The sequence below is a fragment of the Porcincola intestinalis genome (assembly GCF_009696445.1).
GTDB classification, from domain to species: Bacteria; Bacillota; Clostridia; order Lachnospirales; family Lachnospiraceae; genus Porcincola; species Porcincola intestinalis.
In genome coordinates this window covers 70054-89747 of sequence record NZ_VULZ01000014.1, presented here as the reverse complement: position 1 = coordinate 89747, position 19694 = coordinate 70054, and the positions used below count along the sequence as shown (strand labels likewise).

The following is a 19694-nucleotide window of genomic DNA, read 5'->3' as shown; positions in this document are numbered from 1 at the left end:
AAAATGAATAACAAAAAGGCAATAAATAAATCTGAAAGCGCGGGGAAATTTGAACTGGTCAGGCAGCTGACGCTGGCAGGACTGCTGGTGCTGGAAGTGATCATCTTTTCGATCATGTCCAAGACCTTCCTGACCACCTCCAATATAATCAATGTCCTGCGTCAGGTCTCCATTACCGGAATCTCTTCAGTCGGCATGTTTATGATCATCCTTCTGGGAGACATCGATCTTTCCGTAGGTTCCATGTACGCGTTTATCGGCGTTCTGTGCGCCATGATCTTCAAGTCTACCGGCACCACTGTCCTGACGGTGCTTGCCGCGCTGGTTTTGGGCATGGTCATTGGTCTGTTTAACGGTGTGATCACGGCGAGGTTCCGCATTCCTGCCTTCATCACAACGCTGGCGACCATGAGCATGTGCCGGGGATTTGCTTACATACTGACAGGTGGTTCGCCCATCGGCGTGACCAGCCCGAAATTTACGATCCTCGGAACCGGGTATATTTTCAACACCATTCCGCTGCCGGTCATCTTCATGATCATTGTGCTCCTTTGCGGATCTTTCCTGGTAAGGAAAACGCGGTTCGGACGCTACATCTACTCCTGCGGCGGCAACGCCCAGGCTGCCCAGTGGTCCGGTATTAATGTGGATATGGTCAAGATCGTGGTGTATCTGATCGCGGGCCTGCTCAACGGGTTCGCCGCGATCATCCTGGCCGGAAGACTGGGCGGCGGACTTCCTGCCACCGGTGAAGGTTCCGAGATGGATGTAATCACGGCTGTCGTTCTGGGCGGAACGAGCATGTCAGGCGGAAAAGGAAAACTCTGGGGTGTGATGCTGGGCGTACTGATCATCGGCGTGCTGACAAACGGCCTGACCATGATCAACGTTTCAACATACTGGCAGAAGGTAATCAAAGGCCTGATCATCCTTGTTGCTGTCATCATGGATAACCAGAGCACGAAGAGTGCCTGAAATAAATGACCTGCAGGGCTTAATTTGAGAAAGGAGAAAGCGGTATTGTCAGATACCGCTGATATAAATAATGAAAGCAGTTGTTTTTAAAGATCTTGCAACCTGGGCATTTGAGGAAAGACCTGTGCCTGAGGTCAAAAAAGCAGACGATGTTCTTGTTGAAGTCGAAGCCGCGAGCATCTGCGGCACCGATGTCCATGTTCTCGGAGACCCGCCCGGATTTATCGGGACCAAGGGGATCATTCTCGGACATGAGTGTGTCGGCACCGTGAAGCAGGTGGGAACCGGCGTTGAAGGCTTTAAGGCCGGAGACCGTGTCGTACTGGTTCCCAACCTTCCCTGCGGTTATTGTGAGAGCTGCCGCAGAGGCAAGGCCAATATGTGCAATAATGAACGCGTGATGGGCGTTACCTGCGACGGCGTGTTCGCCAGATATTTCGTGGCTCCGGAAGTTGCCCTGACAAAGATCCCGGATGATATGCCCAGGAATCTGGCAGTGTTCGCTGAGCCTGTCAAGTGCGTTATGGGCGCCATGGACTGGGTCCGGGTCCTTCCCGGAGAATCTGTCCTTATCCTGGGCGGCGGCCCGATCGGCCTGTATTTTACGATGTTGATGAAGGCTAATGGTGCCGGCAAGGTGATCGTATCCGAACCCTCCAAGTATCGCGCTGAATATGCCCGTGCCTGCGGAGCCGACCTGGTCGTGAACCCCATTGAAGAAAATCTTCATGAAGTGGTGCTGCGCGAGACAGACGGCAATGGTGTGGACATTGCTGCTGATGCAGTTGGTGTTCTGATCAAAGACGCGATCGAGTGTACCTGCAAGGGCGGAAGGGTCGTGCTGATGGGGCAGAACGGTGCCGTCAACGAGACGATCTGCCAGAACGACATCGTCTCCAAAGGCCTGAGCATCTTCGGCAATTACATCGGAAACTACATTATGTCCAGAACCGTCAAGATGCTGGAAGCCGGCGTAATCCCGGTTGAAAAGATCATTACTCACCAGCTGCCTCTTTCCCGGTTTGAGGAAGGTCTTGAGGCGATGAGGAACGGGACCGGACTGGAAGTGATCCTGTATCCCGACGAAGAGTGACAGGGGCCAAGAACCCGGAGAGGAGGCAAACTGGTGTATCGATACAGTATGACTCAATGGATTGTTGGAAACGAAGATATCGAATACAGTTTTCAACGACTGAAAAAATACGGGTATGACGGCATTGAATTTGCCGCCGAACCCTATATGACAGATCAGGACAGGATGGTGTCTCTCCTGGAAAAATACGGCCTGATATGTACCTCACTGTGCGGCATCTTTCCGGAAGAGCGTGATCTGACGGCCAAAGATCCCGCTGCGGCGGAAGCGGCGATCCGGTATGTCAAAGACAGCGTGGATTTTGCCACAAAAGTCGGTGCTCCTTACATCATCATCGTGCCCTCTCCGGTGGGAAGGACCGAGCCGCCCGCAGGGCGTACTTATGAGGAGTGCTGGGATAATGCCGTCAGGAACATCCGGACCGCTGCGGACTATGCCGCGTCCCAAAATGTACGGCTGGCTGTGGAAGCGATCAACCGGTATGAGACCTATCTGGCAAACACGCTCACAAAAGCGTACCGCCTGGTAAAGGAGATCAACCATCCCGCTGTCGGGATCATGGCGGATATGTTCCACATGAGCCTGGAGGAAAACAACATCGGAACCAGTCTCCGAATGATCGCCGACGAACTGATGCATGTCCATATCGCGGATAATACCCGTGAGGCGGCCGGCCTGGGCAATACCGATTTCAAGGAGATGTTATATGTGCTCAGGGATATCGGTTATCAGGGCCCGCTGACTATGGAATTCATGCCGAGGCTTGCCAATCCCTACGCCTCGGGCGAGATGGAGACGAAGTCAAAGCTGATGGACAGGTACGCGGAGCAGTCGATCCGGTATATGAAATGCCTTGAGGCCAGTTTAAGCAGCTGAGTTTCACAAGAGGAGGATGTAGATCATCATGAAAAAGATAAATGTCGGTGTGATCGGCTGCGGTAAGATCGCACAAACCAGACATCTCCCCGAATATGCCGCGAATGAACTTTGCGACGTTGCGGCCGTCTATGACCTCAATCATGAGAGAGCCGTTCAGATCGCGCAGCAGTACCAGGCAAAAGCATTTGATTCAATAGAAGATCTTCTGGCTGTTCCCACCCTCGACGCCGTCAGTGTATGCGCAGCTAATCATGCGCATGCCCAGATCACGATTCAGGCGCTGAAGGCAGGAAAGCATGTCCTGTGCGAGAAACCGATGGCTGTGACTCCTGAAGATTGTGAGGCCATGGTAAAGGCAGCAGAAGAGTCAGGAAAATATCTGATGATCGGACACAACCAGCGCCTGGCGAAAGCACATGTCAAAGCCAGGGAACTGGTCAGGTCCGGAGCGATCGGGAAAGTCCTTACCTTCCGTACGACTTTCGGTCACGGCGGGCCAGAAACCTGGAGCATTGATCCCGGAAAGAACAGCTGGTTCTTTGATAAAAAGAGGGCGGCCATGGGTGCCATGGCGGACCTGGGTGTTCACAAGACCGACCTGATCCAGTTTCTCACAGATTCGCGCGTGACCGAGACCAGAGCGATCGTCACGACTCTGGATAAAAGAGATGCTTCCGGGAACCTGATCGGCGTCGATGACAATGCGATCTGCATCTATACGCTGGAAAACGGCATTATCGGTACGATGACCGCCAGCTGGACCTATTATGCCGGAGAGGACAACTCCACTGTGCTGTACGGAACGGAAGGCATGATGAAGATTTATGCGGACCCGCAATTCTCCATCGAAATATGCACGCGGTCCGGAGAGAAGGTCTATTATGACATAGACCGGATCCAGACCAACGATAACCAGACAAGCTCCGGTGTGATTGATGCCTTTATCAGCGCCATTGCCTTAGGAGAAGAACCTGCTATCAGCGGGAAGAGTGCTCTTTATGCGATGAGGGCCGTGTTCGCGAGCATCGAATCGGCCGAAAAGAATCAGTGCATCCGTATTCAGCAGGACTAATCGCCGAAGAACCAGGATGCGTACGGGGGTTTTATGAAACTAGGATTAGTAAGCGCAATCTGCGATACAATGAATTATGAAGAGATGATTGATCTTGTGTCAGAAGCCGGGCTGGAATGCGTGGAAGTGGCCTGCTGGCCAGCGGGCAAGGCACAAAGGCGCTATGCGGGTGTCAGTCACATCGACGTGGACAGGGTGATGGAGGATGATGATTACTGCGACCATCTTCTTGATTATGCCGCCGGAAAAGGCGTTGTCATTTCCTCGCTGGCGTATTATCCCAATACCATGGATCCGGATCCGGAAAAGAGAGCGGCTGCAGCCGCGCATCTCAGGAAACTGATCCTGGCATCTGCCAGGCTCGGCATCGGTATGGTTACCACCTTTATCGGCCGTGACCAGTATAAAACGATCGAGGAGAACCTTGAAATGCTCCAAGAAGTCTGGGCTCCTCTTGTGGACTTTGCCGTGGAGAACAAAGTGAAGATCGGGATCGAAAACTGTCCGATGCTCTTTGGCCCGGACCAGTGGCCCGGCGGTCAGAACCTCATGACAACACCGGCTCTGTGGAGGAAGGTCTTTGAGATCCTTGACAGTCCGAATATCGGGATCAACTATGATCCGTCCCATTTTGTCTGGCAGATGGTCGATTATATAAAGCCGATCTATGAATTCAAAGACAGGATCTTCCATGTTCATTTCAAGGACATCAAACTGTACCGTGACAGATTGTCAGAAAAAGGCACCATGGCTTATCCGCTCGACTATATGAGCCCTAAGATCCCGGGACATGGCGATGTAGACTGGGGCAAATATGTATCCGCCATGACAGACATCGGATTTGACGGATATGCCTGCATAGAAGTGGAAGACAGAGCCTTCGAGGGGTCGGAAGAGAAAGTGAGGAACGCTGTCTTTCTCAGCGCGAAGTATCTGAGGAACTTTGTACTGTAGACGTGACAGGGGACGGTCCTGTGTCACACTTCAGCAAACAGACTATTTTCTCCTTTCGTTTTAGTGGCTCCTGTTGGTCTCTTTGCAATCCTACGTTGACCTGAAATGTATCAAAAGTAAGGCTTAACAAGAGAAAAAATGATTATTCTGATTATCTCAATAATGACGAACGTCAGTTTAACGATAAAGGAGGAATGAAACCATGGCAAAAGTCTTTGGTTACTGTCGTATCAGCAGGAAGACACAGAAAATAGACAGACAGATACGAAACATCAAATATTAAACGGCTTGTTCAATTCAACGCTTTAGCTGATTTTGGAAAAATAAGGGGCTGTGAAAAAAGCATAGCCTGAAAAGAAAGGTCGATTGAAAATCGAAGTTCTACATGAAAAGTTAAATTCTACATGCACAACTAACTTCTATTTTAAAGGCTTGCAGGGACTCCAGATGGCTGTATAATGACCTCATGAGGGCTCGTTCTGAAGGCTTAGGCTTAAAAATGCGTATACGGAACAAGGCATCTGGGCAGTTTTTGAAAAACTAACTTCCACATGCCGGGATACTGAAGTATTTCAGATTTGGTGCCGTCCGCAGTTTCAATCGTTTAATTGTTTATTTCAGAAGCGTAGGCGTGAGGTTGATCTCATTGCAGGGGATTTCTCTCAGATCGAGCGCTTCAAATATCTCCTTCGGTAAAAGGAGACTGGCGAGCTTGATTGGTGACTGGCCATTCAGGCTCGCCCTTTTTGTTGAATTGATGTGCCAGCAAAGCTTTCTGATGTCATAGCAGGTCAGACTGTCAAAAGAACTCTTCTTGAGAAGCACTTTGCGGATGCATTCATGATTCCTTTCGCAGTACGCTTTCTGATTCGAGCACATTGGATCGCAGTAGTAAATGCTGGTCCGCATTTCAGACTGAATCCCTGTCTCAAGGGAATCAGGGTCGGAAAATTCAGACCCTCGATCGGTCAGGATTACAGGAAAAGCCTGCTGAAATCCAATAGGTGTCAGTTTGTCCTCTATCCTGTCAAACACAGTCTTTACGCTGAGCGCTGTTTTGTCCGGCATAAGAAAAAGAAGTTGAAGTTTATACGGTCGGAAGAAAAGTGTAAGGATGACCTTTTTAGATCCTTCGCAACCGACAACTGTGTCCATCTCAACGGTTTTTGCTGCTCTTTCCGGATCATTCCGGACGAGCTCCAGAAAGTCATTGTAGGTGCGGCCGTTAAAGATCCCGGAATCTTTTACCGGATAGTCTTTTTTCTTCACACGGGGCTTGTAAACGACCTTCTTAGGGAGATCAAGATTTTTGACGGACAGGAGGCCCTGATCGACATAGTTATAGATTGTTCGTGATGAGACTTTGAGCCCCGGATTATTTCTGATGATCGTTTGCGGTGAGTCGCCTTTTTTGATTCTTGGAGTAACGATCTGGTCGAGCAGCGCGAGACGTTCTGCCGTCATATCAATCCCGGTACGCGTATCCCTGAGTCTGTCCTCGTAGCTGGACTGTGCAGCTGTGGCTTTATATTTGAACCTGAAGCAGTCACACCTGTTGAATTTGGAGCAGCTATTGCGGACAAAAGGTGCCTTTTCGGTTGCTGGACAGATATGGTCAAATTTTACAAAATCCGGGCAAATCCGGCGGCGATCGTGTATCCTGCATCTGTAGCACAGAGATGCCTTACATTTGGCCCTGTTATGGCATAGGTTCGTTTTTTTACACAAACGTGCGTATTTACAGAGGTTTCCGAAGGAATTGGTATAAAAACAACGACCGTAAGCTGTACGATTGAGTTTTACCTCTTTGGCAAGCGTTGATGGATCCTTGTGGAGTTCTTTCGCGATGGCACGGAAAGACTTTTTCTGATCCAGGCCTGCCTGGAGGGCAGAACGGTCATCCAGGGTAAAGTGTTTTCCATTTCCTATGATCTCTTTGCTTATGGTTCCTTCCTTTCCAACTGCGGATGAAACCAGGATAAAGTATAGACCCAAAATCGCGAGTTATCTTGCAAGACTTATTTCTACGGGGGGGGGGTGTAGAAGTTAGATTTTCATTTGACCTTAAAATTTCCCCATACGCTTTCCGGTGGGTCAGGATTGACGAAACCGCTTTGTTATGATATAGTCCGTATCATTTTTGAAAGGCACATGATATTCATGTGATGGTGAAGCAATGATTAACAGATGATCGAATTCAGCATATGTAAACGATGGTTGTTTTATGGGCGCAGTGTGCCCATAGCATGTTTGCGTAGACTGAAGTGGGATTATCTGTTATTCGAGAGGATCTTAAAGAAAGAGATGCAGATCGCAGTAGACATACAGTTGCCGTTGATCGGTGCTCTTTCACGTCTTTTAGGCAAGCCAGGAACGCCTCGCTCTGACAGACTCTTACCGGTCTATGCGTGTCAGAGAGGGGCGTTTTTTGTTACAAATCAAATCACTTACCATAACACACAGAAAAGACCTGAGAACGATTATACAGAATTTTGATTTTGTGTTGAATCGTGGGGACAAGGCAGTTCTGATCGGTGAAGAGGGGAATGGGAAATCCACCTTGTTAAAGTGGATCTATGATCCCAAACTTGTGAAATCCTATGCGGAAGCAGATGGGATCCGGGCCCTTCAGGGCGAGCTGATAGGATATTTGCCGCAGGAACTTGCAGATGAGGAAAAAGAGAAAACCGTTTATGACTATTTTTCCGAGCAGCTGATGTTTCAGGAAACAAATCTGTACGAATTGGAAAAACTGGCGGCAGAGATAGGTCTTCCCAGCACTTTCATTTACACCGACCAGAAGATGCAGTCGCTTTCCGGCGGGGAGCGGGTCAAGATTCAGATGGCAAGGCTGTTGCTTGTCCATCCGGACATTCTGCTGCTTGATGAGCCGTCCAATGATATTGACCTCTCTACACTCCGGTGGCTGGAGGATACGATCAACCGCTTTAAAGGCAGTGTTCTTTTCATCTCCCATGACGAAATGCTGATTGAGCGAACTGCAAACCGGGTGATCCTGCTGGAGCAGCTGCGGCGGAAATCAATGCCGCGGGTGACCGTTGCCAATATGCCGTTCCGGACATTTATGGAAGAGCGGCAGCGGGCGTTTGATAAACAAAAACAAGAAGCCTGCAGCGAGCGGCGCGAAGAGAAAAAAGCCATGGAACGGTTCCGGCGCATCGAGCAGACGGTGGAGTCCGATCTTCGGAACATCTCCAGGCAGGATCCACACGGCGGCCAGCTTCTGAAGAAAAAGATGAAAGCAGTCAAGTCTCTGGAGAAACGCTATGACAGGGAGCGTGGGGGAATGACCGAAGTTCCAGAAATGGAATCCCCCATCACGATCCGATTTGAGCATCAGAGGCCCATGCCTGCAGGCAAAAATGTGCTCGAATACAATCTGCCGGAGTTAATAGCCCCGGATGGCAGACGCCTGGCAGAGAATGTCTGCCTGAAGGTGAGAGGGCCGAATAAGGTCTGCATCATCGGAGATAACGGAACCGGCAAGACAACCTTGATCCGGAAAATCGCGAAAGAGCTTCTCCCACGGCAGGATCTTAACATCTTTTATATGTCACAGAATTATGAAGAAACTCTGCCCTTTGACCGGACTCCGACAGAGTATCTCGCGCCCTCCGGGAAGAAAGACGATGTAACGATGGTACGGACATACTTAGGATCCATGAAATATACGGCAGACGAAATGTCCCATTCGATCCGGGAACTGTCCGGAGGCCAGAAAGCGAAGCTGCTGCTTTTGAAGATCAGTCTGACAGAAGCGAATGTCCTGATCCTGGATGAACCGACGAGAAATTTCTCACCGCTTTCCGGAGCGACTGTCCGAGCTGTCTTGAAACAGTTCCCCGGGACCATTATCAGTATCTCCCATGACCGGAAATATATCTCTGAAGTCTGCAATACAGTATACCGGTTGACATCGAAAGGTCTGGAGAAAGATGAAAAGCAAGCGATTGCGTGGATGGTAAGGTAAATTTACCACCCCTTTATCGATTTCGATTTTTCAATCACACCTCTTACCATCATAGAATATCCAAATTCCTGCATTGAACCGGACATATAGAAAGCGGTTTCAGGGAGCCATTATAGGTCGGCAGAGAATGAGAATGAAGACACTGGCGATCACTCCTCTATGTAAGGGCTCCCTGATATAAAATAAAAAAACGGCAATTCATCCTCAGGATGGATTGCCGATCATGATCTGGCGTCCACGGGAGGATTTGAACCTCTGACCTACCGCTTAGGAGGCGGTCGCTCTATCCAGCTGAGCTACGCAGACTTGTCCATAATGGTGCATCAGGCCTTGAAACCTGTAAGCAATTTCTTATTATAGCGGTTCAGACTCTTTGTGGCAAGGGGCAAATCGACCGGACAAATGGTTCATGAACTGTTTGACAGGTCATGTGGACAGAAAAATTGTGAGAAAATTAGCACTCGACTATTGACAGTGCTAACAACAAGTGCTATAACATGGACAGAACGAAGGAAGAGGATGGATGGAAGAACAAGGCAGGGTGCCGGAAAGGTCATTCAGGTCATCCAATTCCGTGGAACAGTGACTTAGGCGCCGCCATAAGGGGCGGCTGCCATAATGGAAAGAGGGGTGCCTTATGTTAGTACCGAGTATTTTTAATGATAATCTGTTTGATGACTGGTTTGATGATGGATTCTGGCCGGTCAGCAGAGAGGCAAGAAAGTTTGATGAGAAGATGGGCGGCGTGAACGCCAACTTCATGAGGACCGATGTCAAGGAAGGCGAGAAGGAATATGAAGTTGCAGTGGAGCTTCCTGGATTCGACAAGGACCATGTTTCCGTTGAGCTGAAAGATGGCTACCTGACGATCGCTGCAAAGAAGGATGAGAACAACGACCAGAAGGATGAGAATGGACGCTTCATCCGCCGTGAACGTTATTCGGGCAATGTATGCCGCAGCTTCTACGTCGGCAAGGACCTGACAGAGGACGACGTCCATGCAAGCTTCAAGGATGGCGTGCTGAGACTGACGGTTCCGAAGAAGGATCAGCAGCAGATTGAAGACAAGAAGCATGTAATCCAAATCGACTGATCAGCAGCTCGTACCGTACTGAGATGATCTCAAAGTCTGAGGGCGGCGGCTGTATGAAACTTAGAAGAATCGCATCTTGAAAAATGGGCATTCCGTAGCGGGATGCCCATTTTTTGTGAAGGCGGCGATCGCCGTGGGGAGATTTGATTCCAACAAGTGAAAGTCAGCTTGGCAGATTCTGGTCTGGCAGGCGCTGGCGGTGATTGGATTTGACGCCAGCCAGGAGGGCGTGTAGAATTGAATTCGCAGTAAAATGCTGCGAATTGTTGCCGCAGCAACAGTTTTTTATCTTCAGTCAGTTCATATTGTAGACAGGTCGAGAGGAGGGCCTGCTTATGAGAATTACATTTTTTGATGCGAAGTCTTATGACACAGAATCTTTTGATGCAATCAAGGCCAACTACCCGGATCTGGAGCTGGAATACTGGGAGGCAGAGCTGAACCCGAAGACGGCCGCTTACGTGACAGACAGCGAAGCAGTGTGTGCGTTCGTGAACGCAAATGCCGGGGCGGACACCCTGCGTGTTCTGGCCTCCAGAGGCGTGAAGCTGCTTCTGATGCGCTGCGCCGGCTATAATAATGTAGATCTTGAGGCGGCGACAGCGAATGGAATCAAGGTGATGCGGGTACCGGGATATTCTCCGGAGGCTGTCGCGGAGCTGGCGATGACGCTGGCCAGCGCGGTAAACCGCCACATCCACAAGGCCTACATCCGTGTGAGAGAGAACAACTTCTCCCTGCAGGGGCTGACCGGCAAGAACTTCTATGGGAAGACGGCCGGCATCATTGGAACCGGCAAGATCGGGGCGGCGATGGCACGGATCTGCCGGGGCTATGGCATGAGGGTGCTGGGCTACGACAAGTATCCGAACAAGAGTCTGGATTTCGTCGAGTATGTCAGCCTGGAGCAGCTGCTCCGGGAGAGCGATCTGATCTCTCTGCACTGCCCGCTCATGAAGGAAACCTACCATATGATCAATATCTTCACGATCAATCAGATGAAGGATGGTGTGATCCTGGTCAATACGTCGAGAGGCGGCCTGATTGATACCAATGATCTCATCCAGGGAATTCGTGAAAGAAAATTCTCGGGCGTCGGGCTGGATGTCTATGAGGAGGAGAAGGACAATGTCTTCGAGAATCATGAGGACGACATTATGATGCATTCTGTCACGTCCAGACTGCTGTCCTTCCCGAACGTGATCGTGACGTCGCATCAGGGCTTCTTCACTGAGGAGGCACTGGCGGCCATCGCAGAGACGACACTGGGCAACGCAGAAGCATATCTGAAGGGAGAGAAGGCCGGGACGGAGCTGAACTGAAGTGAAGTCTCTTTTGACCGAACGCGGGGTTTCAGCCTGCATTGCCAGAAGAGAAGACAGAGTGAGCCGTAAATTATTCAGGAACTGCGCATTGTTGCAAAATATATTTGCAAATATATGCTTGAATAGCACTTGATCTTTTGATAGAATCAGCTTGTCGCAGAGGCAGGGTGGCCAGAACGCTACCCTGCCTTTTCAGACTCCGGAGAGACTATATCGAAGAGCTGCTTTCTGTGAATAATGCTGGAAAAATCACTTCCGGGAGGGGCAGCGGGAAGAACTGTATCCGGGGGATGAATCTGAAAGAGAACAGGAGGGAACAGGTATGAGTGTGAATGTGATATCTCTGATCATTGTAGCGGCTTATCTGATCGGCATGCTGGTCATCGGTCTGGTGGTCGGCAAGCTGAAGATCAAGGACAGCGAGGACTATATGGTTGCGGGCAGGCGGATGGGACTGTTCATGGTTGCATTTTCGCTTTCGGCAAACAACATCGGCGGCGGATCTACGACGGGTGTAGCGGCCAAGGCCTTCGGGGCCTGGGGCATGAGCGCCATTTGGTATGTGCTGGCCGCATCGGTTGCAATGATCCCATTGGCGTATTTTGCGCCGAAAATCCGCAGAACGATGTCACTGACAATTCCGGAGGTGGTAACCCGGCGGTTCGGGGCAGTATCCGGAACCTTCACCGCTGTGTTGAATGTGCTGGCGCTTTTCTGTCTGACGTCCTCACAGATCATGGCTTCCGGCTCGGTTGTGAGTGTCCTGACAGGCATTCCGCTGAATGTCTGCGTTTTCATCGCAGCGGCGGTCACAATCATCTACACGACTGTAGGCGGCATGATCGCAGATCAGATTTCCGATACCGTTCAGTTCCTGATCATCCTGATCGGCCTTGCAATCGCAACGCCTTTCGTTGTGAAGGGCTGCGGCGGCTGGAGTGCGATCTCCGCCGCCCTCCCGGCTACACAGCTAAGCTTCACGCACATCGGATGGGTCACGATCATCGGCTATATCTTCAACTATTTCTGTACCTTCCTGTCCGGACCGGAGATGGTCAGCCGCTTCGAAAGCTGCAAGGATGAGAAGACGGCGGTTGGGGCTTCCTTCCTGTCTGCCATTCTGATGGCGGCGATGGCGATCTTCCCGACCATCCTTGGACTTGCAGCTCTGGCGATGAAGGATGAGCTGGGGCTGACACCGGACAAGGCGAACACGGCGATGATGGCCGTTACAAACCACCATGCGCCTGCTGTGATCACCGGGATTGTGTCGGCATCGATCATTGCGGCGACGATGTCCTCGGCGGATTCGAATCTGCTGTGCATGAGTACGATCCTGATGAATGACATTTTCTCAAAGATCGACCCGAACCTGAAGAAGGCACCGGACAGAAAGGTGATCTTCTATACCAGGCTGTGCAACGTGGTCTGCGCTGTCGTTGCAACGCTCATTGCGCTTGGCAATGTCAACATTGTCACGATGAATACCTTCGCATTCGCGATTCGCTGTGCAGGTCCATTTGCCGCATACGGACTTGGAATGGTCGTCAAGAAGGCGGTCAGGGCCTCCGGCATCGCCTCTATTATCACCGGAACCATCGGTGTCGTCATCTGGCAGGTACTCAGCGGCGGCAATTTCTATCTTGGAATTTTGCCAGTCGTGTTCGGCTGCGGTGTTGGTACGCTGACGTTTGTCCTGGTCAACCTGATTGGATGGAAAATGGGTGCCGCGCCGGCTCCCTCAGCTTATCCGGAGGACTGAGTCCCGGTATCCGCAGGGAAGCGATCGGCAGAAAGCTGCTTTCCTTCTGCGCGGACGGGAAAGAACGAGATGGATTCGGACTATTACAACAAGCTGGTAGTTTTCCACTGAGCGCACAGCAGAGAAGGTCAAGCGGACAGGATGAGCGGCGGAAGCTGCATCAGAAAGCGCTGGACGCAGCCTGAACATCCTGTTATCATGAAAGTAGGTGATAGATATTTAAACATGTATGGAGAGGGAGGGGCATTATGACGGATAAAACAGATTCAGGCTCCGGAAAGGAACTGATCTATCAGCTGGAGGGGCGGCCGCCACTTCGGATTGCGATTCCGCTCGGTCTGCAGCATGTCCTGGCGATGTTTGTCGGAAACCTGACACCGCTGATCATTCTGATGGGAATCTGCGGGATGACGGTTGACGGAGGCTTCGGGGCGCTTCGCGTTTCACTCCTTCAGAACGCGATGCTGATTGCTGGAATTGTGACGCTGGTGCAGGTGTTCTCGATCGGGCCTGTCGGCGGAAGGGTTCCGATTGTGATGGGGACGTCCTCCGGTTTCATTGGCGTCATGACTTCCGCTGCCAATGCGATGGGCGGTGGTGTCATCGGATATGGCGCGGTGCTTGGTGCCAGCTTTGTCGGAGGTATCTTCGAGGCGGTGCTTGGCGTCTTCCTGAAGCCGCTCCGGAAGTTCTTTCCGCCGCTGGTGACAGGAATCGTTGTAATGTCCATTGGACTCTCCCTGATCTCCGTCGGGGTGAATTCATTTGGCGGCGGCAACAAGAACGGGGACTTCGGTTCGCCGGAGAATCTTCTGATCGGATTCTTCGTTCTGATCGTGATTCTGGTGCTCAAGCATGGGACGAAGGGTTTTACCAGCACGAGTTCCATACTGATCGGGATTATCGCAGGGTATATCCTCTGCGCCATTATGGGGATCTTCCTGCCGCATACCTACACCTATACGGATGCTGCCGGGAAGACGGTAGAGGCAACAAAAAGCTGGGTGCTGAACTGGCAGGCCGTGAAGGATGCGGCGTGGTTCAAGGCGCCGGCGCTGATGCCTGTGAAGTGGGTGTTTGACGCGAAGGCGATTCTTCCGATCATGGTCATGTTCATCGTCACCGCTGTCGAGACGGTCGGTGATATTTCCGGAGTCTGCGAGGGTGGAATGAACCGTGAGCCGAGCGATAAGGAACTTTCCGGCGGAATCATCTGCGACGGTCTCGGATCCTCCTTCGCGGCGCTGTTCGGCGTCCTTCCGAACACTTCCTTCAGCCAGAATGTCGGGCTGGTTGCACTGAACAAGGTTGTCAACCTGTTCACGATTGCGATTGGCGGCATCTTCCTGGTGCTCTGCGGTCTGTTTCCGAAGCTGGCAGCCCTGATGAGCATTATGCCGAACAGTGTGCTCGGCGGCGCGGCCGTGCTGATGTTTGCGTCCATCATCGTGTCAGGCATGCAGCTCGTCACGAAGGATCCGCTGACACCGAGAAATGTCTCGATTGTCGCAACTGCTCTTGGCGTCGGTTACGGACTTGGTGCAACCTCGGGTGTGCTCGCAAAGTGCCCGCAGTTCATTCAGCTGATTTTCGGAGAGTCCGGTATCGTGTCGGCCTGCGTGATCGCGCTGGTCATGAATATTGTGATTCCGCAGGATAAGCCGCATACCCCTCCGGCATCGGAGGTTCCGGACAATCCGATGGAACCCTTGATTGAACCGAAGAAGTAAGAAAAGACAGAATTAGAAGAATCTGTCAGAGCAAGGCCGGGCATGGATGGCATATGCCCGGCCTGCTTGCTTGCCATGGCACGATGTGGCATTGGCCGGAATGAGGAGAGGGCGACGACACATCCGGTGTAACCGTGGCCGGGGAGGCACAGCGAGGCATCGAACTGAATGAGGAGGAGACAGCAGGAAATGGAAATATTTGATGTGGTAGACGATGAGGGCAGACCGACAGGGGAGACGGTATCCCGGCAGGAGGCACATGAGAAGGGCATCCGACATCGGACAGCCCATATCTGGGTCATCCGGAGGGAGCCGGGAAAAGGCGGGATTCAGATCCTGCTGCAGAAGCGGGCGATGGACAAGGACTCCTTTCCGGGCCAGTATGACACATCATCGGCTGGCCATATTCACGCCGGGGATGAGCCTCGCATCTCGGCGGTACGCGAGCTTCAGGAGGAACTGGGGATTGCAGTCAGACCGGAGGAGCTGAAGTTTGCGGGAAAGTTCCGGGTCCACTATACAGAGACCTTCCATGGAAAGCCATTTCTGGATGACGAGGTTGCCTTTGTGTATGTCTGCGACCGTCCGGTTGCGCTTTCAGAACTGAAGCTTCAGAAAGAGGAAGTGGAGGCGGCCGGCTGGTTTGATCTGGAGGAAACCTGGCAGGCGGTGCTTCGACACGACCCGATGTACTGCGTGCCGCGCGGAGGACTGGAGGTTTTGAGGGCATATATGCGGGAGTCGGACTTTTTCGTGTGAATCATGGTATACTTGTATGAAAAGGTGAAAAACCTGTGCGCCCGGTTCATTGACACATCCGGCGCTGCGCAGCGGTTTCAGAGTATTTCCGGGAGGATCTATAGCATGAAACGGACAAAGATTGTATGCACGATGGGGCCGAGTACCGACAGCAAGGAGGTTCTTGGTGCGCTTGTCGATGCCGGTATGGATGTGGCACGGTTTAATTTTTCGCACGGAAGCTATGAGGAACACAAGGGCCGGATGGACCTGCTCAAGAAGGTTCGGGCAGAGAAAAAGAAGCCGATTGCGATCATGCTTGATACGAAGGGGCCGGAGATCCGGACAAAGCTGCTGAAGGACGGAAAAAAGGTTGAACTTGTCGAGGGTCAGACCTTCACACTGACGACAAGAGATGTGGAGGGGACAAATGAGATCGTCTCCCAGACCTATGACAGGCTTCCAACAGATCTGAAGCCAGGAGACACTGTTCTGATTGATGATGGCCTGATTGCCATGACCGTTCAGGAGACGACGGATACAGATGTCGTCTGCAAGGTTGATAATGGCGGTATGCTAGGAGAGCGCAAGGGGATCAATCTCCCGAATGTTGAGATTCACCTCCCAGGCATCACGGAGAAGGACAAACAGGATATCATCTTCGGGATTGGGCAGGGGATTGACTTCATCGCAGCTTCATTTGTCAGAAGCGCGGATAACATCCGGGAAATCCGGGATCTGCTCAGGCAGCATCACGCGGAGGATGTTCATATCATCGCGAAGGTGGAGAGTCAGGAGGGGATCCGGAACATCGATGGGATCATTCAGGAAGCAGACGGTGTGATGGTAGCACGCGGTGATATGGGCGTCGAGATTCCGGCATGGGAGGTTCCGCATATCCAGAAGATGATCATCGAAAAGGTGAACGCTGCCTACAAGCCGGTCATCGTGGCAACGCAGATGCTGGATTCGATGATCCGCAATCCGCGTCCGACCCGGGCGGAGGTGACGGATGTAGCGACGGCCATCATGCAGTCCACCGATGCGATCATGCTGTCCGGCGAGACGGCTGCCGGAAAGTACCCGGTCGAGGCTGTGAAGATGATGGTGCATATCTGCGAGTCCACAGAGCCGTTCTATGAATACCGGATTCCTGAGTTCAAGAAACTGGAAGGCAGGCACAGCGTATCGAGCGCCGTCGGTGTCGGGGCAGTCCGAACAGCGGCGAATGTTGATGCGAAGGCGCTGGTGATTCCGACGATGTCCGGCTTCTCGGCGCGGCTGGTCTCCAACCTGCGGCCGACACAGCCGATCTATGCTGTGTCTCCAAATGACCGGGCGCTGCATCAGATGCAGCTGGACTGGGGCGTTCTTCCGGTGAAGGGATACGAGGAGGATTCGCCTGAGAATATTGTCTCCCACGCGATGTATGTGGTTGAGCGGGATAAGCTCGTCAGCTCCGGTGATATGGTTGTCATCACAGCCGGGGATCCCGCCAACAATGAGGTCCGGGGCGAGGGCAGCATGACGAATATGATGTATGTGATTCAGGCCAGATGATACCAGAGAATTGCGCGCACGCTTCGTAAAAAGGCGTGCGCGCTTATTTTTGAAGGCGGCAGGTAATTTGGTGCGGTTTCAGAGTGTGCTGTCAGGGAGCTGCCTGCCGCATATGCCGGATCAGACAGGCGGTCAGGCAGCAGAGCCGTTCCTCCTCTGTGTCTAGCGGGCTGCCGAGGATCTCCCGGATATGGTTCATCCGGTAGCTGATGGTGTTGCGGTGGATGAACATCGCATCCGCAACCTGCCGGATGCTGCCGTTATACTTCAGGTAGTATTCGAGTGTCCGGACATATTCGGAATCGTGGGCGGCATCATAGTCCTCAAGTGGCTTCAGGTATTCTTCCTCAAACTCTGCAAGAAGCTGCCGGTCGGAGACCATGCTGAGGAGGCGCCAGATTCCCATCGTGTCGAACTGGGTCAGCATAAATCCATTCCGTTCCCCATCCGTTCGAAAGACTTCTGCCATCCTGGCGGCAGCCTTCGCCCGGCGATAGGAGAGGTGGAGGCGGCGGATGCCTGTCAGCGCGCTGCCGACCCCGATCACGAAGGACTGGTCGGGGATTCTCCGGACAATGTTGGCACGGAACTGCCGGAGAATCTCTGCAGTGGTATCGGGACTCAGCGCATTGATGATGACGACAAAGCTCGAATCGTAATAGAAAAAATGACCGTTATGCGTGAGATTCGTCAGGGCAAGCTGCAGGCGGTAGCCGATCCGCTTGCGCTCTACAGTGTCCATTTCTGCCAGTCCGTTCCGATGAAGGAGGATGACCTGGAAGGAACCCTCGATGTCAAAATGGGGCAGCAGGGTTTTCACGTAGGCCTCATAATCTTCAGGCGACTCGATGGCTTTGATGAAGGCTGCCGAGAGCTGTTCGTCTGTTGAGCCCTGCAGAAAGATCCGGATACTCAGATCCTTGATCATCTCGGCAATCTCGATGTCCCAGGGAACGGTGAGAAGCGGAAGGGCATTGTCATCCGCGAATTTCCGGATGCCGGCTGGTACTTCGCGGATATAACAGCCTGTATTGATAATCAGGCCGGAGGCCTGTCTGCGGACGAGCTCCTCCATCAGAAGGTGCAGCTTCTCTTCCTCCTGAAATCCAAGACAGGTGGTGACGGCCAGTTCCTTGCCGCTGAAGCGCTGGACAATCGTCAGGTCCTCGACCATTAATAGCCAGCTGATCGAATTGGACCAGCCTTCTTTTCCTGCAATCAGCTTCATCTGGTACCGCTGTCTTGAGACGAGCAGCATATCCTCAACCGTAAATCCCATCTTCGAAGCCTCCTTTTTGAATCGTCAGCTTGCTGACTGTTCCCTTCCTGAAGGGAAACGATCCATCCGCACAGATGGCTGCCTTTTCTTCAGCATAGCACAGGTTTGTGCCAACAGCACAAAAAAGATTGATATTTTTATATCAGGGGCACGTTGAATATGTGCAGACAAGTGACTATCATAACATTGCAACGAGGAGATGTCAGGAGGACAAAGGAGGCTGATAGATATGACAATCTTTACACCATATATGAGTGCAGACCTTTATCAGCGAGTGCCTGACTGGCAGAGAATCGAACGGTATGATTACTGCAGTCAGGGACTCCCGAGAAAAACAGCCGGCATGTGGAGACGGCTGTTTGCATGGCTCTGGAAGTGAGCGTATGGGGAAGGCTGACTGATCAAGGTGTGCCGGGGCGGCACGATGAAAAAGGGGTTCCTGTGACTGCAGGGACCCCTTTTCATCGTGCTCTGTGCACAGTGATGAAGCACTGCCAGTGGTCAGACAGGTGTATCGCTCCTGGATTCATGTCGGATCAGACCGAAGACGATCAGGTACATCGCGATGACAAAGAGAACGAAGAGCGCGGTAGACTGCTTTGTGCCACTCATGCAGCAGGAATCGTAGATGCCGTGGAGGGCAACAGCCGAGACATATGCGAATATGAGATTCAGAGTCGATCCGAATCGGTCGCCCATGTCATATTTCAGCTTTGCTCTTCCGTAAAAGACACCCATGAAGACAGAAAAGCCCATATGGCCGGGGATGGCAAGAATGGCGCGCGGAAGCGCGACCGATAAGCCGTAGCTGAAGACGTATTTTACGTTCTCAAAAGCAGCAAAGCCCAATGACACAAAGACGGCGTATACAATGCCGTCAAACCGGAAATTGAAATTCGGGTCATGCCAGGTTCTGCGGTACAGGAAGAAGAACTTGGTTCCCTCCTCGATGACCGCCACGCACAGGAAGGCAAGGACATATTGGTAGCGCGGATCATTCTGATCCAGCGTGACATTCAGAATGCTCTGAGCGATCATTTCCAGGACGATGGAAACCAGCGCGGCGAGAACGCCGTGCCAGGCAAGACTGATCAGTAACTGGGGCGGCTCTTTTTCGATGGAATCCTGTTGATAGACATAGCGCATCAGCAGGATTGCCGGCAGGATGGCGGCCGCGATATAGATCATGACAAGATACAGGAATGGCATGGTGACAAACGGGATGAAAAAAAACATGGGACGC

At 52.0% G+C, this 19694-nt stretch carries 16 protein-coding genes and 1 tRNA gene; 13 read left to right on the top strand and 4 right to left on the bottom strand.

All coding sequences use genetic code 11. The features are described from left to right. Positions 1-3 precede the first annotated feature (3 nt). From FYJ35_RS12085 to FYJ35_RS12065, 5 genes are all read left to right on the top strand, one after another. Positions 4-975 carry an ABC transporter permease gene (locus tag FYJ35_RS12085; protein WP_154526883.1) on the top strand — a complete coding sequence of 324 codons (972 nt, stop codon included), beginning with the start codon at positions 4-6 and terminating at the stop codon, positions 973-975. 124 nt (positions 976-1099) lie between these two features. Continuing rightward, positions 1100-2068 (top strand): zinc-dependent alcohol dehydrogenase, encoded by a 969-nt coding sequence (locus tag FYJ35_RS12080; protein ID WP_321049925.1) that lies wholly within the window; start codon positions 1100-1102, stop codon positions 2066-2068. Between the two features lie 33 nt (positions 2069-2101). After that, positions 2102-2944: a TIM barrel protein gene (locus FYJ35_RS12075; RefSeq protein ID WP_154526879.1), complete on the top strand. Its 843-nt coding sequence runs from the start codon at positions 2102-2104 to the stop codon at positions 2942-2944. Positions 2945-2972: 28 nt separating this feature from the next. Next, positions 2973-4019, top strand: a complete 1047-nt coding sequence (locus tag FYJ35_RS12070; protein WP_154526877.1) for a Gfo/Idh/MocA family protein — start codon at positions 2973-2975, stop codon at positions 4017-4019. Between the two features lie 33 nt (positions 4020-4052). Then, positions 4053-4973: a sugar phosphate isomerase/epimerase family protein gene (locus FYJ35_RS12065; RefSeq protein WP_154526875.1), complete on the top strand. Its 921-nt coding sequence runs from the start codon at positions 4053-4055 to the stop codon at positions 4971-4973. 612 nt (positions 4974-5585) lie between these two features. Here the strand turns inward: FYJ35_RS12065 and FYJ35_RS12060 are convergent. Further along, a complete protein-coding gene (locus tag FYJ35_RS12060) occupies positions 5586-6968 on the bottom strand; it encodes an IS30 family transposase (RefSeq protein WP_235906563.1) in 1383 nt (460 codons plus the stop codon). A gap of 433 nt (positions 6969-7401) precedes the next feature. On the opposite strand from FYJ35_RS12060, the gene FYJ35_RS12055 reads away from it, so the two are divergent. Next, complete coding sequence (locus FYJ35_RS12055; protein WP_154526873.1) at positions 7402-8964, top strand: ATP-binding cassette domain-containing protein; 1563 nt, start codon at positions 7402-7404, stop codon at positions 8962-8964. A 229-nt stretch (positions 8965-9193) separates the two neighbouring features. On the opposite strand, the gene FYJ35_RS12050 is transcribed toward FYJ35_RS12055, so the two are convergent. Then, positions 9194-9270, bottom strand: a tRNA-Arg gene (locus FYJ35_RS12050). Between the two features lie 331 nt (positions 9271-9601). Here FYJ35_RS12050 and FYJ35_RS12045 point away from each other — a divergent pair. The 6 genes from FYJ35_RS12045 (at position 9602) to pyk (ending at position 17172) form a co-directional block, all read left to right on the top strand. Beyond that, the gene (locus tag FYJ35_RS12045) at positions 9602-10057 is read left to right on the top strand and encodes an Hsp20/alpha crystallin family protein (protein WP_154526871.1); all 456 of its coding nucleotides are present in this window, start codon (positions 9602-9604) and stop codon (positions 10055-10057) included. A 335-nt stretch (positions 10058-10392) separates the two neighbouring features. After that, complete coding sequence (locus tag FYJ35_RS12040) at positions 10393-11379, top strand: 2-hydroxyacid dehydrogenase (RefSeq protein WP_154526869.1); 987 nt, start codon at positions 10393-10395, stop codon at positions 11377-11379. A 325-nt stretch (positions 11380-11704) separates the two neighbouring features. Next, entirely contained in the window at positions 11705-13144 is a 1440-nt protein-coding gene (locus FYJ35_RS12035; RefSeq protein WP_154526867.1) for a sodium:solute symporter family protein, read from the top strand. A 248-nt stretch (positions 13145-13392) separates the two neighbouring features. Next, a complete protein-coding gene (locus tag FYJ35_RS12030) occupies positions 13393-14874 on the top strand; it encodes a uracil-xanthine permease family protein (RefSeq protein WP_154526865.1) in 1482 nt (493 codons plus the stop codon). Between the two features lie 189 nt (positions 14875-15063). Beyond that, positions 15064-15633 carry an NUDIX hydrolase gene (locus FYJ35_RS12025; protein WP_154526863.1) on the top strand — a complete coding sequence of 190 codons (570 nt, stop codon included), beginning with the start codon at positions 15064-15066 and terminating at the stop codon, positions 15631-15633. Positions 15634-15738: 105 nt separating this feature from the next. Next, positions 15739-17172 carry a pyruvate kinase gene (gene pyk, locus FYJ35_RS12020; RefSeq protein ID WP_154526861.1) on the top strand — a complete coding sequence of 478 codons (1434 nt, stop codon included), beginning with the start codon at positions 15739-15741 and terminating at the stop codon, positions 17170-17172. Between the two features lie 91 nt (positions 17173-17263). Here the strand turns inward: pyk and FYJ35_RS12015 are convergent, their stop codons facing one another. Beyond that, positions 17264-18451, bottom strand: a complete 1188-nt coding sequence (locus FYJ35_RS12015) for a PucR family transcriptional regulator (RefSeq protein ID WP_154526859.1) — start codon at positions 18449-18451, stop codon at positions 17264-17266. A 229-nt stretch (positions 18452-18680) separates the two neighbouring features. On the opposite strand from FYJ35_RS12015, the gene FYJ35_RS12010 reads away from it, so the two are divergent. Further along, positions 18681-18830 (top strand): hypothetical protein, encoded by a 150-nt coding sequence (locus FYJ35_RS12010; protein ID WP_154526857.1) that lies wholly within the window; start codon positions 18681-18683, stop codon positions 18828-18830. 122 nt (positions 18831-18952) lie between these two features. On the opposite strand, the gene FYJ35_RS12005 is transcribed toward FYJ35_RS12010, so the two are convergent. Next, positions 18953-19687: a PrsW family intramembrane metalloprotease gene (locus FYJ35_RS12005; protein ID WP_154526855.1), complete on the bottom strand. Its 735-nt coding sequence runs from the start codon at positions 19685-19687 to the stop codon at positions 18953-18955. Between the last annotated feature and the right edge of the window lie 7 nt (positions 19688-19694).

What these genes read in the sequence shown, in the direction of transcription:
- FYJ35_RS12035 (WP_154526867.1), top strand. Translation starts at nt 11,705, where the DNA reads ATGAGTGTGAATGTGATATCTCTGATCATTGTAGCGGCTTATCTGATC.
- FYJ35_RS12025 (WP_154526863.1), top strand. Translation starts at nt 15,064, where the DNA reads ATGGAAATATTTGATGTGGTAGACGATGAGGGCAGACCGACAGGGGAG.
- FYJ35_RS12085 (WP_154526883.1), top strand. Translation starts at nt 4, where the DNA reads ATGAATAACAAAAAGGCAATAAATAAATCTGAAAGCGCGGGGAAATTT.
- FYJ35_RS12010 (WP_154526857.1), top strand. Translation starts at nt 18,681, where the DNA reads ATGACAATCTTTACACCATATATGAGTGCAGACCTTTATCAGCGAGTG.
- pyk (WP_154526861.1), top strand. Translation starts at nt 15,739, where the DNA reads ATGAAACGGACAAAGATTGTATGCACGATGGGGCCGAGTACCGACAGC.
- FYJ35_RS12005 (WP_154526855.1), bottom strand. Translation starts at nt 19,687, where the DNA reads ATGTTTTTTTTCATCCCGTTTGTCACCATGCCATTCCTGTATCTTGTC.
- FYJ35_RS12015 (WP_154526859.1), bottom strand. Translation starts at nt 18,451, where the DNA reads ATGGGATTTACGGTTGAGGATATGCTGCTCGTCTCAAGACAGCGGTAC.
- FYJ35_RS12065 (WP_154526875.1), top strand. Translation starts at nt 4,053, where the DNA reads ATGAAACTAGGATTAGTAAGCGCAATCTGCGATACAATGAATTATGAA.
- FYJ35_RS12045 (WP_154526871.1), top strand. Translation starts at nt 9,602, where the DNA reads ATGTTAGTACCGAGTATTTTTAATGATAATCTGTTTGATGACTGGTTT.
- FYJ35_RS12030 (WP_154526865.1), top strand. Translation starts at nt 13,393, where the DNA reads ATGACGGATAAAACAGATTCAGGCTCCGGAAAGGAACTGATCTATCAG.
- FYJ35_RS12070 (WP_154526877.1), top strand. Translation starts at nt 2,973, where the DNA reads ATGAAAAAGATAAATGTCGGTGTGATCGGCTGCGGTAAGATCGCACAA.
- FYJ35_RS12040 (WP_154526869.1), top strand. Translation starts at nt 10,393, where the DNA reads ATGAGAATTACATTTTTTGATGCGAAGTCTTATGACACAGAATCTTTT.